This window comes from Archangium sp., from assembly GCF_036277355.1.
Lineage (GTDB): Bacteria > Myxococcota > Myxococcia > Myxococcales > Myxococcaceae > Archangium.
In genome coordinates this window covers 225916-239394 of the sequence record NZ_DASUNC010000024.1, presented here as the reverse complement: position 1 = coordinate 239394, position 13479 = coordinate 225916, and the positions used below count along the sequence as shown (strand labels likewise).

The 13479-nt window shown below is 68.1% G+C and carries 11 protein-coding genes; 8 read left to right on the top strand and 3 right to left on the bottom strand.

All coding sequences use genetic code 11. The features are described from left to right. The first annotated feature begins 303 nt into the window (after positions 1 to 303). Complete coding sequence (locus VFZ09_RS07275) at positions 304 to 951, top strand: outer membrane protein (RefSeq protein ID WP_329726754.1); 648 nt, start codon at positions 304 to 306, stop codon at positions 949 to 951. An 89-nt stretch (positions 952 to 1040) separates the two neighbouring features. Here the strand turns inward: VFZ09_RS07275 and VFZ09_RS07270 are convergent, their stop codons facing one another. Further along, positions 1041 to 2687, bottom strand: coding sequence for a sensor histidine kinase (locus VFZ09_RS07270; protein WP_329726753.1), 1647 nt, complete (start codon positions 2685 to 2687; stop codon positions 1041 to 1043). A 174-nt stretch (positions 2688 to 2861) separates the two neighbouring features. Here VFZ09_RS07270 and VFZ09_RS07265 point away from each other — a divergent pair, with 174 nt between their 5' ends. Both VFZ09_RS07265 and VFZ09_RS07260 read left to right on the top strand, forming a co-directional pair. Then, positions 2862 to 3473: a Wall-associated protein precursor gene (locus VFZ09_RS07265; RefSeq protein ID WP_329726752.1), complete on the top strand. Its 612-nt coding sequence runs from the start codon at positions 2862 to 2864 to the stop codon at positions 3471 to 3473. Continuing rightward, positions 3451 to 4161 (top strand): imm11 family protein, encoded by a 711-nt coding sequence (locus VFZ09_RS07260; protein WP_329726751.1) that lies wholly within the window; start codon positions 3451 to 3453, stop codon positions 4159 to 4161. Before VFZ09_RS07265 ends, VFZ09_RS07260 begins: the two co-directional genes overlap by 23 nt. On the opposite strand, the gene VFZ09_RS07255 is transcribed toward VFZ09_RS07260, so the two are convergent. Next, complete coding sequence (locus tag VFZ09_RS07255; RefSeq protein WP_329726750.1) at positions 4158 to 5495, bottom strand: glutamate--cysteine ligase; 1338 nt, start codon at positions 5493 to 5495, stop codon at positions 4158 to 4160. The two genes, VFZ09_RS07260 and VFZ09_RS07255, sit on opposite strands and share 4 nt — an antisense overlap. A gap of 58 nt (positions 5496 to 5553) precedes the next feature. Between VFZ09_RS07255 and VFZ09_RS07250 the strand changes: the two genes are divergently transcribed. The 5 genes from VFZ09_RS07250 to VFZ09_RS07230 all read left to right on the top strand — a co-directional run bounded on the left by VFZ09_RS07250 (position 5554) and on the right by VFZ09_RS07230 (position 12630). Beyond that, on the top strand, positions 5554 to 6366 hold the full coding sequence (locus VFZ09_RS07250; protein WP_329726749.1) for an EI24 domain-containing protein: 813 nt from the start codon (positions 5554 to 5556) through the stop codon (positions 6364 to 6366). A 223-nt stretch (positions 6367 to 6589) separates the two neighbouring features. Continuing rightward, positions 6590 to 9799, top strand: coding sequence for an MXAN_5808 family serine peptidase (locus VFZ09_RS07245; RefSeq protein ID WP_329726748.1), 3210 nt, complete (start codon positions 6590 to 6592; stop codon positions 9797 to 9799). 180 nt (positions 9800 to 9979) lie between these two features. Continuing rightward, positions 9980 to 10888, top strand: coding sequence for a hypothetical protein (locus VFZ09_RS07240; RefSeq protein WP_329726747.1), 909 nt, complete (start codon positions 9980 to 9982; stop codon positions 10886 to 10888). Next, entirely contained in the window at positions 10833 to 11987 is a 1155-nt protein-coding gene (locus VFZ09_RS07235) for a glycosyltransferase (protein ID WP_329726756.1), read from the top strand. Before VFZ09_RS07240 ends, VFZ09_RS07235 begins: the two co-directional genes overlap by 56 nt. 328 nt (positions 11988 to 12315) lie before the next feature. After that, positions 12316 to 12630 carry a DUF6968 family protein gene (locus VFZ09_RS07230; RefSeq protein WP_329726746.1) on the top strand — a complete coding sequence of 105 codons (315 nt, stop codon included), beginning with the start codon at positions 12316 to 12318 and terminating at the stop codon, positions 12628 to 12630. 20 nt (positions 12631 to 12650) lie between these two features. On the opposite strand, the gene VFZ09_RS07225 is transcribed toward VFZ09_RS07230, so the two are convergent. Next, positions 12651 to 13379 carry a glycerophosphodiester phosphodiesterase gene (locus VFZ09_RS07225; protein WP_329726745.1) on the bottom strand — a complete coding sequence of 243 codons (729 nt, stop codon included), beginning with the start codon at positions 13377 to 13379 and terminating at the stop codon, positions 12651 to 12653. Positions 13380 to 13479 lie beyond the last annotated feature (100 nt).

Genomic DNA, 13479 nt, shown 5'->3' with positions numbered 1-13479 from the left:
GAACGGCTGGAGTACGCTGTGTCATGCGGGCGTGCGTTTCTGAGGCGGCCTGAGTCTTGAGCAAACCCAAGCTAAATCAGGGCGTTACGCCCGCAACCGCCCTCCTTCTCCTCTGTCCCGGTGAATAATCCGGGCTAGCGGGGCCCATGCCTCCTGGGACACCAGGAGACCAGACGAGCGCCGCATCCCCTGCTGGGAGCGTGCACGGCCGTCCCTCCTGTTTCGGCGTCCAGTGCTTCTCATTCCGGACGAATGGCCAGATTCCCGCCAGCAGACATCCGAAGTGCTTGATGGGAGGACGAGATGAAGATTCGTTCGTGGATGGGTGGTATCGCGATGGTTACCCTCTGCACCGCTGGCTCGGCCCTCGCGGCTGTCGAAGCCTCGGATGTCGGGGAGCGGCTCAACTTCAACCCGGACCAGACGAAGGTGGGCCTCGACGTGCGTCTGGGCGTGGGTGGTCTCACCGGTGATCTCGGCGCGCGCACGGCCCCGGGCCCGCTGATCGGCATCACGGCGGGTGCGCAGCCCTGGCAGCTCCTCGGCGTCGAGGCGGGGGTCGAGGGGCAGCGGCTCCCCATCGACGATGACCGCGTCGGGGACAATCAGGCCATGTACCGCTACAACCTGGGCGTGCTGGCCAAGGCCGGTCCGCTCGTGCTGCAGCAGAAGCTGCGGCCCTACGTGGGCGCGGGCGTGGGCGTGAGCTACCTCAACGCCACGGACGGCGCGGACGCCATCTACGAGAACGACATCCTCGCCGAGGTGCCGCTCGCCGCGGGCCTGGACTACCGGTTCACCGACAACGTCTTCGCGGGCGCTCGCGCCTCGTACCGCATCCTCGTGGGTGACGAGTTCGCGGACACCGCCAGCGTGACGTTGAACCCGGCCGACGACAACCCGGACGGCAACCTGCTCAACTTCGCCCTGACGGTGGGCGGCCGCTTCTAGTCCTCGCGGCACCGAGTCTCATGAAGCCGGGCCCCGCCGTGCCTCCACCGGGCGCGGCGGGGCTTCGTGCTGCCCGATGCCGAGAGGGCTCAGGCGGCCATCGCTCCGGCCACCGCGGGAGCCTCTTCGGCGGGATGCACCGGCAGGCAGATGCGGAAGGTGGTGCCCCGGCCCGGCTGGCTCTCCACGGCGATGTCGCCGCCGTGCATGGTGATGATGCGCTGGCACACCGAGAGCCCCAGCCCGCTGCCCACGCCCGCGGGCTTGGTGGTGAAGAACGGCCGGAAGATGCGCTCCAGGTTCTCGGCGGGAATGCCGCAGCCGGTGTCGCTCACCTCCACGAGCACGCGCGAGTCCAGGGCCTGCCGGGCCACCAGGCGGATCTCGTTCTGCTCCACCTGCCCCGCGGGAATCGCGTGCGCCGCGTTGATGATCAGGTTGAGGAACACCTGGCACAGGCGGGCCGCGTTGCCATGGGCCCGGGGCGCTCCCTCCGTCTGCATCACCACCCGCGCCCGCTGGCGGACCTCGTGCGCCGCCATCTTCGACGCGCTGCGCAGCACCGACTCCAGGTCCACCGGGCCGCTCACCGCGTCGTCCGCGCGCGCGAGCATCTTCAAGTCCTGCACCAGCAGCTTCACCCGCTCGGCGCCCTCGTGCGCCTCGGCGAGCGCCGCCAGCAGCTCCTCGCGCTCCAGCGGCGAGGGCGCGCCCTGCATCCGCTCCAACTCCTCGCGCGCGTAGCTCAGGTTGCCGAGGATGAAGGCGAGCGGGTTGTTGATCTCATGGCCCACGCCCGCCGCCAGCTGGCCCACCGTCACCAGCCGGTCCGCGAAGAGCAGCTGCGCGTTGGCCTCCTCCAGCTGGGTGGTGCGCTGGCGCACCGTCTCCTCCAGCAGGGTGTTGTAGCGGCGCATCTCCCGCTCCGAGGACTCGGCCTCGGCCTTGGCCAGCCGCTCCTTCTCGCGCACGGTGTCGCGCAGCTCCTCCATCATCCGGTTGAAGGCCCGCGCCAGCATGGCGTACTCGTCCGCGCCCTTCACCGGCAGCTCGGTGGTGAAGTCGCCCCGGCCGATGCGCGCCGCGCCCCGCAGCAGCTCCCGCGACGAGCGCCGCAGGGTGAAGAGCACGGTGGCCGCCAGCGAGAGCACCAGGCCCAGGGCCACGAGCGGCACGACGGCGCCGAGCACCTGGTTGGCCCGGAGGACCTCGAGCCGATCCCGCTTGTGCCTGGCCAGGCGCTCGCGGTTCATCACCCAGGCCTTGTCCAGGTGCGGCATCACGTCCGAGCGGAAGGAGTCGATCGACTCGTGCAGCACCCGGTCCTCTCCACCCGTCCCGGCCTGACGCACGCGTGCCACCAGGCGCTCCATCCAGTCCAGGTGCGCGCGCTGAGCCGCGTCGATCAGGGCGATCACGCCGGGAACGTCCTCGGGCGACCTGTCGATCTCGGCCAGTTCCCGGAGGTGCCCGAAGTCCGCCGTGGCGCGCCGCCGCTCCGCCGCGAGCACCGCGCCTGGCTCCTGCCCCTTGCCGCGCGCCTCGAGCAACGCGTGCGGCACCCACACGGCGTCTCCGGTCAGCTTGCCGTACAGGGTGTTCTGCTCCTGCATGGCGAAGACCTGCTCCGTGCTCCTCCGCCCCCGGGTGGCGAGCGAGTACAGCGACCCGCCCACCACGGCGACGAGCCCCACCGCCACCGCCGCGAACAGCAGGATTCTGGTGCGTACCGTCATCGCTCTGGCCTCTCGGATGGACACCCCCGGCCACCCCGGTGTCCCGAACCCGAGCCGCCAATACCCCAAACCCGCTATTCAAGCCAGACGCGAATTATCCAGCAGAGCGGTATTTGTCGAGAATTTACCAGAGTGACGATCCGGTGAACAGGACCCTCCCCCTATGCTGGAGGAATGCGCCTCTCGAGAAGCGTCCTGGGACTCTGGTTGTGGGTGGTGCTCGCGAGCGGTTCGAGCGTCGCGAGTACGCCCACGCTCCTGGCCCAGGTCACCTGCCTGAACACGACGGACTGCTGCATCCGACGATGGCCACAAAGCGCGGCGGAGCGGTGTGGGGCCACTCCATCACAGATCGCCGAAGCCCTCAGGGGCGCGAGGGTGCTCCAGGAGGCCACCGCGGAGGTGACGCTCAAGGAGGAGGCCTCGGAGCACGAGGGCGCCGAGGCGGACGAAGCCTCCGAAGGCGCGGAGTCGGGCGAGCCACCCAAATGCACGGGTCAGGAGCACCACGTCATCTCCCGGCCCATCGCCAGGGCGCTGGAGAAACATCTCACCCTTCGCGGACTGTATGAGCCTCGGGATGCGCGATTCAAACTCCGGGCGAAGGACCAGGAGTCACACTGCGGTTATCAGCAATGGCACCGCGATGTGGATCAAGAGGTCATCCGGTGGCTCGCTCGCCACGAAAAGGCAAACCCGAGGCAATTCTGGAAGTTCCTCCGCGAGATCTACAGTCGTCCGGAGATGCGGAGGAGGTTTCCCGATGAATTCCCCGAGGGTCTCTGACATGCCCCTGTCCCAGCGCTTCTTCGAGCTCGAGGAGGACACGTGGGGAACGCATGACACCCAGTTCTGGGTGCTCGAGCCGGACAACATCGGGGATGGCGCCCGATGCCCCCGGTGTGGCGATCCCATCGGCATGCTGGATTGGTTGCCCCCGCACCGCGTCAGATTGGAACTATATGGACAGGGGCTCGGCGACTTCGTCCGGGGACCTGGCGGTGGCAACAGTTTCCTCATCTCCGAGCGCTTCGCCGACGCCTTCCGGCAGGAAGGATTGACCGGGCTGCTCGGCTTCCATCCCGCCGAAGTGTCGCGGGTGATCAGGAAGCGCAAGGGCCCCAAGCCCGGTGCCGTGCCCCGCTACTTCGCCGTCAAACCCTGTTACAGCCGCGCCGCCGTGGATGAGGCGCACAGCCACATCCGCCGCGTCGAGCCCGTGACATGCCCGGAGTGCCGTTCCACAGGAGTGGACTCCATCCACGGCTACACCCTGGAGCCGGGCACCTGGTCCGGCGAGGACGTGTTCCGTCCCCGGGGCCTGCCGGGCAGCATCCTCGTCTCCGAGCGCTTCGCCGAGCTCGTCAGGCGCCATGGCCTGACGAACATGAAGCTCACCCCCACCGAGGAGTACGTCTGGGATCCACTCCGCCTGGGGCCACCCGCGGCGACGGCCCCCGGAGGCCCGTCCTAGAGAGCGGCGCGGTCGAGCAGCGCCTCGGGGCGGGGATCCTTCTCCCACGCCTCCAGCACGGCCTGACCGGGCGAGCGGCCCGAGGCGGCCACCTCGGTGAGCGGCTCGAGCAGGGGCGCGTCCTCACGGTCCAGGCGCTCCAGGCCCCGGCGGGCGATGGCCACCATCTCCCCCGCCAACCGGTGGATCTCCTGGTTGCGCAGCCGCCCGGCCAGACCCTGCCGGCGCGCGGTGTCGTGGAAGGCCAGGTGCTCGTCGTAGGAGAGCTGGGGCAGCAGCTTCTCGGCCTCGTCCATGGCGCCCGGGCCGTAGAGCAGCCCGCGCCACAGCGCCGCGAGCGCCCCCGTCATCGGCGCCGACACGCAGTCCGCGCCGCGCACCTCCATCACCTTCTTCAGCCGCACCTCGGGGAAGAGCGTGGAGAGGTGGTCCGTCCAGTCGGACATGTCGGCGGGCGAGCCCTCCAAGCCGTCCTTCATGAACTGGCGGAAGGACATCTTCGGGCGGAGGTACTCCCCGCGCCGGCGCAGGAAGAGGATGGGCGCATCCAGGGCCCAGTCCACGTAGGCGCGGTAGGAGAAGGAGCCGTCGAAGAAGGAGCGCAGGTAGCCGCAGCGGGTGGGGTCCACCTCGTCCCAGACGCGGTTGCGGAAGGACAGGTAGCCCGAGGGCTTGCCGTCCACGATGGGGCTGTTGGCGTAGAGGGCCACCATCAACGGGGCCAGGCGGGCCGTCAGCACCGTCTTGCGCACACAGTCCGCCTCGCTCGACCAGTCGAGGGAGACCTGACCGGTGGAGGTCATCAACATCATGTTGAGGGCCAGACGGCCGCGCTCGGGCAGGGACTGCCGCATGGCGAGGTAGCGCGTCTTGGGCATCCACGGCATGTCGGCCGGGGTGGCGAACGGCCGGTAGCCCAGGGCCACCAGCCGCAGGCCGAGCGCCCCGGCGGCGGTCTTCACCTCGGCCAGGTGGGCGAGGTTCTCCGCGTGGGCCTCGCGGGCGGTGCGCAGGGGCGAGCCGGACAGCTCCAGCTGCCCGCCGGGCTCCAGGGAGATGGTGAGCATCCCCTTCTGCAGGGCGATGGCCGGGGAGCTCGGCGTCTCGCGGAAGGGAGTGTAGCCGTTGGGGGCCAGCCGCTCCAGCAGCGCCCCGATGCCCGAGGGCCCCTCGTACGGCACGGGCCGGGCGGACTGGACGGGATAGACGAATTTCTCGTGCTCGAGTCCCAGCAGGTGCTGCGACGGGGGCTTCTCCGCGGAACGGAAGCCCGCCAACAGCATGTCGACGGAGGTGATGGGCTCGGAGACAGCACGCTGGAGATCGAGAGACATGGCGGCCCTATATAACGATCGTTGACCCCACCGCCGTCATTTGCGCATCGTGACGGCAATGACCCACCCCTCACCGGTGCCCACCTTCTCCGCCCGGGCCGGTCCGGCGGACGTGTTCCAGGGGCTCGGCCTCCTGTTCCGGGCCGGGAGCCTCATCTTCCGCACCCCGGCGCTCAAGCGCCTGTCGGCCCTGTGCGCCGTCGTCACCCTGGTGGCCCTGGGCGCCCTCTTCGCCCTGCTCTGGCGCTACACCCCGGACCTGCTGGGGTGGCTGTGGACCCGCCCCGGGCCCTGGTACGGCCAGGTCTTCTGGTACCTCGTCCTGGTGTTGATGTTCCTCGTGCTGCTGGTGGTGGGGGCCAACATCCTGGTGCCGGTGGTGCTGGCCCCCTTGCAGGATCCCCTGTCCGAGCTCACCGAGGCCCAGTGCGGCGGCTACACCTCGCCCCCCTTCCGGCTCGGCTCCTTCCTCCAGGGGCTGGCCACCAGCCTGGGGCACACCCTGGCGCGCGTCTCCCTGCTGGTGCTGGGACTGGCGGTGATCTTCCCGCTCAACCTGGTGCCGGTGGCGGGCAACACGGCGTGGACGGTGCTGGCCACCCTGTGGACGGCGTTCTGGCTGGCGGGAGAGCACCTCGCCGCGCCCATGACGCGCCACCAGTACCCCTTCTCCGAGGTCCGCCGGGTGCTGCGCCAGCGCTGGCTGCTCTGCCTGGGCTTCGGGGCGGGCGTCTACGTCCTGCTCTGGGTGCCGATCCTCAACAGCCTCTTCCTCCCGGTGGCCGTCGTGGGCGGCACCCTGCTGTACCGGGGGCTGCTCGCCGTGGGCAGCGTGCCTCCTCCCCCCTCGTCCGGGCCCGCCGGGAAATAATCCATGGGGCCGGTTGTCTCGTCTGGTGGCCCGGCGCCGGGAACGCGGCGGGCCCTGGTGGCGTTATCGAACGCTGCGGGAAGGCGTCGGCTTGAAGCACCAAGAAGCCATGATTAGGCTTGCCCGGTTGCTCCCGGCACTCGTTCTTCACGCCAACCGCTCGGATTTGCTGGGCTTTTCACGCATCACCCCCGGGGCCCATGGGCCCCACCCTGGATGAACCATGCCGCGACTCTTTCGCCGGATCACCGCCGTCGCCGTTCTCCTTGGCGCCTGGGCCCTCGTGGGCAACGACCGGGCGCCCTTGCCTCTGACACTCGGCGTCGCGGAGGCCGGCCAGGGAAGCTCGGACTCCACCCGCATCGCCGGTGAGAAGGGAGGCCCCACCCACGACCTCTCCTCCCTTCGCGTCTTCACCAAGGTCATCCTCTATGTGAAGGACAACTACGTCGACCCCAAGCGCGTGAAGCCCAAGGAGATGATGATCTCCGCGCTGGAGTACGTGGAGAAGAGCGTCCCGGACGTGCTCGTGGACGGCAACGCCGAGTCCGGCAAGCTCAACGTCAACGTCAACGGCAAGACGCGCGAGTTCGACATCAGCCACGTGGACTCGCTCTGGAAGATGTCCTTCACGCTCAAGGACGTCTTCGACTTCGTGAGCAAGAACATGCGTCCCATGGAGGACACCCGCGACATCGAGTACGCGGCCGTCAACGGGATGCTCTCCACCCTGGACCCCCACTCGGTGCTGCTGCGCCCCGAGGTGTACCGGGAGATGAAGCTCTCCACCAAGGGCGAGTTCGGCGGCCTGGGCTTCGTCATCCAGATGCGCGAGGGCAACCTCACCGTGGTGAAGGTGCTGCCCAAGACGCCGGCGGCGCGCGCGGGCATCCAGAAGGATGACCAGATCAAGAAGATTGGCGAGGAGTCCACGGTCAACATGGACCTCAACGAGGCCGTGTCCAAGCTGCGGGGCCCGGTGGACAGCCGCGTGGCCATCACCGTGGAGCGCAAGGGCTGGGACAAGCCGCGCCCCATGACGCTCAGCCGCGCGATGATTTCCATCGAGAGCGTCCAGCACAAGCTGCTGGCCGGCAACGTGGGCTATGTCCGCCTGAAGAACTTCCAGGGCAACACCACGCGGGACCTGCAGTCGGCGCTCAGCGAGATGCGCCGGCAGACCGAGGCCAAGGGTGGCCTGAAGGGTGTGGTGCTGGACATGCGCGGCAACCCGGGCGGTCTGCTGGAGCAGGCCATCCAGGTGTCCGACACGTTCCTGTCCAGCGGCACCATCGTCTCGACGGTGGGCCTGTCCGACAAGCTGCGCGAGGAGAAGCGCGCCCGTCCGGACGAGGGCGAGGACACCTTCCCCGTGGCCGTGCTGGTGAACGCGGGCAGCGCCTCGGCGTCGGAGATCGTCGCGGGCGCGCTCAAGAACCTCAACCGCGCCGTCATCATCGGCCGCCAGACGTTCGGCAAGGGCAGCGTGCAGGTGCTCTATGACTTCCCGGACGACAGCGCGCTGAAGCTGACCATCGCCAAGTACCTCACCCCCGGTGACGTCTCCATCCAGGAGGTGGGCATCGTCCCGGACATCGAGCTGGTGCCCTCGGCCGTCACGGACGAGCGCGTGCTGGTGTTCGCCCCGCGCAAGACGATTGGCGAGGCGGACCTGGATCAGCACTTCGGCAACCCGAACTCGGACTCGGTGGCCAAGAAGCGCGAGGACGTGCTGGGCCGCGAGAAGCCGCAGGAGTCGGTGCGCTACCTCAAGCTGGACGAGAAGCAGCAGCAGGCCATCGCCAAGAAGCAGGAGGAGGCCGCCAAGAATCCCGAGGTGGCCGCCAAGGACGCCAAGGGGCACCCGCTGCTGGACATCGACGCGGTGAGCACCGGCGAGGAGCTCGACGACCAGATGGACGCCGAGAGCCAGGACGAGGTGAAGGAGGACTTCGAGGTGCAGTTCGCCCGCGACTACGTCCTGCAGGTGCCCTTCGCGGACCGGCGCCAGATGCTGCAGAAGGGCAAGGGCTTCGTGGAGAAGAAGCGCGAGGAGCAGCAGCAGCGCATCGACGCCGCCATCCAGGCGCTCAACGTGGACTGGAGCGCGGGCGCCACGCCCAAGGACGTGAAGCTCGCGGCCACCTTCACCCCCTCCGCGGACCAGCGCATCGCCGCGGGCGAGACGTTCGAGCTGGCGCTCACCGCCGAGAACAAGGGCACCGAGCCGCTCAAGCGCGTGCGCGCCTGGACGGAGAGCGACAACTACTACCTGGATCGCCGCGAGTTCCTCATCGGCAGCCTGGCCCCGGGTGAGAAGAAGACCTGGAAGGTGAAGGTGAAGCTGCCCAAGGACCTGACGTCCCGCCGGGACGAGGTGACGGTGAAGTTCCACGACGATCACGGAGCCCTGCCCACCACGCTGGTGAGCGAGCTCAACTTCTCCGAGCTGCCGCGTCCCGCCTTCGCCTTCAACTGGCAGGTCATCGACAACTGCGAGACGTGCAACGGCGACGGCACCGCCCAGCGCGGCGAGGACATCACCCTGGTGATGGACGTGACGAACACGGGCAAGGGCAAGGCGCTCGACTCGTTCGCGCAGATCAAGAACCTGGGGGATCCGGACATCTTCATCGAGAAGGGCCGCTTCAAGATTGGCGAGCTGGCCCCGGGCGAGACGAAGACGGCGCGCTTCCAGCTGGAGGTGAAGAAGGGCTACGACGGGAAGACCTTCCCGCTGCGCCTGGCCATCGTGGACGAGCCGCTGGAGGAGTTCGCCATGGAGAAGCTGGAGCTGCCCGTGACGGACGCGCCGGTGGCGAAGATGGAGCCGAAGAAGGGCCAGCTGAAGGTGTCGGAGAAGGCGCAGCTGCTGGCGTCGCCGGAGCAGGGTGCCCCGGTGCTGGCGCGGCTGTCGCGCACGGCGGTGCTCAACACGGACGCGGCCACCAAGGGCTTCTACCGGGTGGAGCTGGACAAGGATCGCTTCGCCTTCGTGAGCGCCGAGGAGGCCCGGGAGACGCGTGGCAAGACGATGGCGCCCCAGGGAATGGCGTACGTGGCGCGCCGCTCGCCGCCGGAGATCAAGCTCGACGTGGACCTGGCCCAGGGGGGCCTGGTGGCCAACGGCGACAAGTACACCCTCTCCGGTGAGGTGGACGACGCCCAGGGCCTGCTGGACATGTACGTGCTGGTGAACGACCAGAAGGTCTACTTCCAGGGCGTGGACACCAAGGCCAAGGCGGGCGAGCCGCAGAAGCTGAAGTTCAGCACCGAGTTCTCCCTGAAGGAGGGCAACAACAGCGTGCTGGTGGTGGCCCGCGAGAGCACCGACTTCGCCAGCCGCCGCACCCTGGTCATCCGCCGCCGTCCGGCCGAGGTGGCCCAGAAGGTGGTGACTCCGGCCACGGCCACCAAGCCGGGCAAGCCGTAACGGGTAGACGGGCTGATCGTCCGCATTCCGGGCGGCTTTCGTCGGGGCACCTGGCCCCCTCGGAAGCCGCCCGTTTTATTGACGCTTTCCTCGAACGCACGCTAGCGTCCCTCCGATTGGCGCCGCCGCCGGACGCGCGCCTGGGAGGCGGTACTGAGGATGCGGACGTTCAGCCGTGGGATGGCCCTCGCGGTTCTGGTGTGCGGCTCCGCCGCGTACGCGGACCGCAATGACATCAAGATTACGAATCTCGGCAATCCGGGCACGGACCCGGTAACCGTCGCGGAGGTCAACGGAAGATTCCGTGCCTTCGCACGCACCTTCGCCGCGGTGATGACGTCGGCGAACCTGATGCCGCCGGAGACGCTGGGGCACGCGGGCTTCTCGCTCAACGCGGAGCTGAGCGTCATCGGCCTGCCCACTCCGGGCAATGAGGATGGCCAGGTGACGATGCCCACGGAGGGCACGCCGACCAATCCGCTGCTGCTGCCCTCGGTGCATGTGCGCAAGGGCCTGCCCTTCTCCTTCGAGCTGGGCGCCCGCGTGGGGTGGATCGACCGCAGCGACATGTTCACCGCCACCGGCGAGCTGAAGTGGGCCGTCAACGAGGGCTTCACCTGGCTACCGGACATCGCCGTGCGCGCGCACGTGACGCGGCTGATGGGCAACAAGGACTTCGATCTGACGGCGGCCGGCCTCGACTTCGGCGTGGGCAAGCAGTTCCCGCTCGGGGGCATGGTGACGCTCACCCCGTACGGCGGCCTCGACCTGACGGGCGTGGCGGCCAGCACGGACACGCTCGATTTCGATCAGACCCGGACGCGTGACAGCACGACCCCTCCGGCCAACCCCTACGCGGGCCTGGACAACACCGGCGTGTACCGGGAGGTCAAGCTGATGGAGAACGTCAACAGCCGCCTCTACGGGGGCGTGCGCTTCATCGGCGGCGCACTGCAGCTCGGCGCTGAGGTGTCCCTCAGCAACCAGGGCTTCATCGAGGTGGCCAACGCCCAGACGGGCGAGAAGTACAGGGATCGCGCCGTACCCGCCGTGCTGGCTTTCAGCACCACACTCGGCCTGGATTTCTAGGCCGCCCGCTTCCCGATGGGGAGCGTCCCTTGCCGATGAGGTCTACTGCTACGTCCCGTCAGCCAGCCAGACGGAGAAGGAAGACAGCCAGCGAGAGGGGGTGAAGCTTGTCGTGGCCCCCGGGCCCGGGAGCGAGCGGGAGCGGCTCCTCAGACGCCCGCCGTTACCCGCGGGGACCAAGCCAGACTTCATCATCGGCCATGGCCGGATCACCGGACATGCGGCGTTGAGCCTCGTTGCTGACCACTTCCCCAACAGCCAGCGCATCCATTTCCTGCACGCCGCTCCGGGTCGAATCGAATGGTTCACGGAGCAAGACGTCTCGAAGGATGCGGCGGAAACAGCGGACGCCCGGGAGCAGTTCGAACTCGAACTGGCGGGAGCCGCCCAACTGCTCGTGGCCGTGGGCCCCCGCCTGCAGCGTGAATACGAGAGGCTCTTGCACCCACGGAGCCGTAAGGTCCATGCGTTCGTCCCTGGCCTCAGTGCGGTCGAGCCGCTCGACGGCCCCCCGCGTGACGTCCAGATCCTGCTGCCCGGCCGAGCAGAGGACGCGACACTCAAGGGCTTGGACATTGCCACACGTGCCGTGGCACTGGCTTCGAAGTCGACACAGTTCGTCAACGAGAAGCTGATACTGCTGGTGCGCGGAGCCCCTGCCAGAACGGGAGAGCAACTCCGCAAGGACTTGTATGGCGCCTCAGGGAGCACTGCATTCGACCTGCGGGTAAAGCCGTACTCCGCCAACGCGGAGCATATCCTCTCGGACATGCAGCAGTCGTCACTGGTGCTGATGCCCTCAAGGAGCGAGGGCTTCGGTCTGGTGGGCTTGGAGGCTATTTCCGCAGGTGTGCCAGTGCTGCTGAGCAATCGAAGCGGGCTCGCGGAGCTCATCAACAGCCTAGCTCCACAAGATGCCAGCCACCACGTGGTTCAGATGCACGAGGAGGGTGACGGAATGGCACGCAAGTGGGCCGGCGAGATCGTTTTCATTCTGCGGGACCGCAGTGCGTCATTCCCACGGGTACGTCGCTGCGGAGTCACTTGCAAAACGAGATTTCCTGGGGCAAGTCGCTCGAGAGCCTGCTCCATGAACTGAGTATCCCACCGGTGAACAGCGCGGCAACGGGGTCTTGAGACTTGCGAAGCGCATGAATGTTCAACCTGAAATGAAGGCAAGCAGATGAACCGATACGCATTGATGCTCCTGACAGTCAGCCTGCTCTCCGCGGCCCATGCACAGAGCAAACCCTCGGAGCCGGACCCAGTGCAGCCCTGCGCTTCCAGCTATTGTGACGACCAATACAAGCGCTGTACCGAAGGCTGCAAGCGAAAGAAGAAGCTGAAGGATCGCACCCTCTGCTACTCACAGTGCATGGAAGAGTATTCCAGGTGTCTCGACAAGAAATGAGCGGCGGAAGGGTCCCATGAGCCAACCAACGAATATCGGCGACGTCATCGCGGAGAGGGAATACGAACTCCTTCAGGGTGGGCAGTCCCAGCAGGTCCGGCTGGTGATTGGCCGCCCCCGCCGCATGGCGGAACCGGATAGCGACTGGACATGCCCTTTCCAGATACAGGGGTTGGGTGATGAGCAGATACGTGAAGCATGCGGTGTAGACGCCATCCAGGCCCTCATGCTCAGCTTGCGAATGGCGGGGGCCCTTCTCCAGCACCACCAGGAGCGGGGGATCGATCTGACCTGGCTGGAGCAGACAGAGTTGGGCCTTCCGAAGACGTAGGTGTTGGGGCTCCAGGCCCTTCAGGCCGCCCGGCCGCGCAGGGCCTCGCGAATGACGCGGGGCTTGTTGGTGATGAGGTAGGAGACGCCCATCTGCTCCAGCTGCCGGGCACGCGTGGGGTCATCCACCGTCCACACCGCCACGCGCAGGCCCCGGCGGCGCCACTCCTCCACCCGCTCCGGCGTGCACTGCTCGTGGTACGGGTGCACCGAGTGCGACGACACGAGCGGCGTCACCACGTACGCCTGTGGCCCCCAACGCTTGTCCGGATCGATCAGGAAGCCCCGGCGCAGCGAGGGCGCGGCCGCCGCCGTCCGGAAGAGGCACAGCGGGTTGAAGCTGGAGATCACCACCCGCTCGGCCAGCTCGCGGCGGGTCACCAGCTCCGCCACCTTCTGGGACAGGCCCCCGTCATCCGCCTGGTCGCACTTGAGCTCGATGTTGATGAGGAAGTGCGAGGGCAGCGCGTCCAGCACCTCCTCCAGCAGCGGAATCCGGGCGGGCTCGAAGCCGAGCCGGCTGCCCACGTCCGCGCCCTTCAGCTTCCAGTAGGACGTGGTGCGCACCTCCCAGGGCAGACCGGCCAGCCGATCCAGGCGCTCGTCGTGACACACCACCACCTCGCCGGAGCCGCACACCATGGCGTCCAGCTCCACGCCATCGGCCCCCTGGGCCACGGCCTCCTGGAAGGCGTCGAGGGTGTTCTCCGGGGCATCGGCGCTGGCACCTCGGTGGGCGAGCAGGAGCATGCCGCGCAATGTGCAACAGCCCGGCCCCCAGGGCGAGCGTCCTGACGCCCCCCGCCGTCCAGGGGGCGACAGGCGGCTTGCCTCACCCCCGGCTTTGCTG

Bases quoted from the DNA above. Each gene is read 5' to 3' on its own strand.
- VFZ09_RS07275 (WP_329726754.1), top strand. From the start codon at position 304: ATGAAGATTCGTTCGTGGATGGGTGGTATCGCGATGGTTACCCTCTGC.
- VFZ09_RS07270 (WP_329726753.1), bottom strand. From the start codon at position 2,687: ATGACGGTACGCACCAGAATCCTGCTGTTCGCGGCGGTGGCGGTGGGG.
- VFZ09_RS07265 (WP_329726752.1), top strand. From the start codon at position 2,862: ATGCGCCTCTCGAGAAGCGTCCTGGGACTCTGGTTGTGGGTGGTGCTC.
- VFZ09_RS07260 (WP_329726751.1), top strand. From the start codon at position 3,451: ATGAATTCCCCGAGGGTCTCTGACATGCCCCTGTCCCAGCGCTTCTTC.
- VFZ09_RS07255 (WP_329726750.1), bottom strand. From the start codon at position 5,495: ATGTCTCTCGATCTCCAGCGTGCTGTCTCCGAGCCCATCACCTCCGTC.
- VFZ09_RS07250 (WP_329726749.1), top strand. From the start codon at position 5,554: ATGACCCACCCCTCACCGGTGCCCACCTTCTCCGCCCGGGCCGGTCCG.
- VFZ09_RS07245 (WP_329726748.1), top strand. From the start codon at position 6,590: ATGCCGCGACTCTTTCGCCGGATCACCGCCGTCGCCGTTCTCCTTGGC.
- VFZ09_RS07240 (WP_329726747.1), top strand. From the start codon at position 9,980: ATGGCCCTCGCGGTTCTGGTGTGCGGCTCCGCCGCGTACGCGGACCGC.
- VFZ09_RS07230 (WP_329726746.1), top strand. From the start codon at position 12,316: ATGAGCCAACCAACGAATATCGGCGACGTCATCGCGGAGAGGGAATAC.
- VFZ09_RS07225 (WP_329726745.1), bottom strand. From the start codon at position 13,379: ATGCTCCTGCTCGCCCACCGAGGTGCCAGCGCCGATGCCCCGGAGAAC.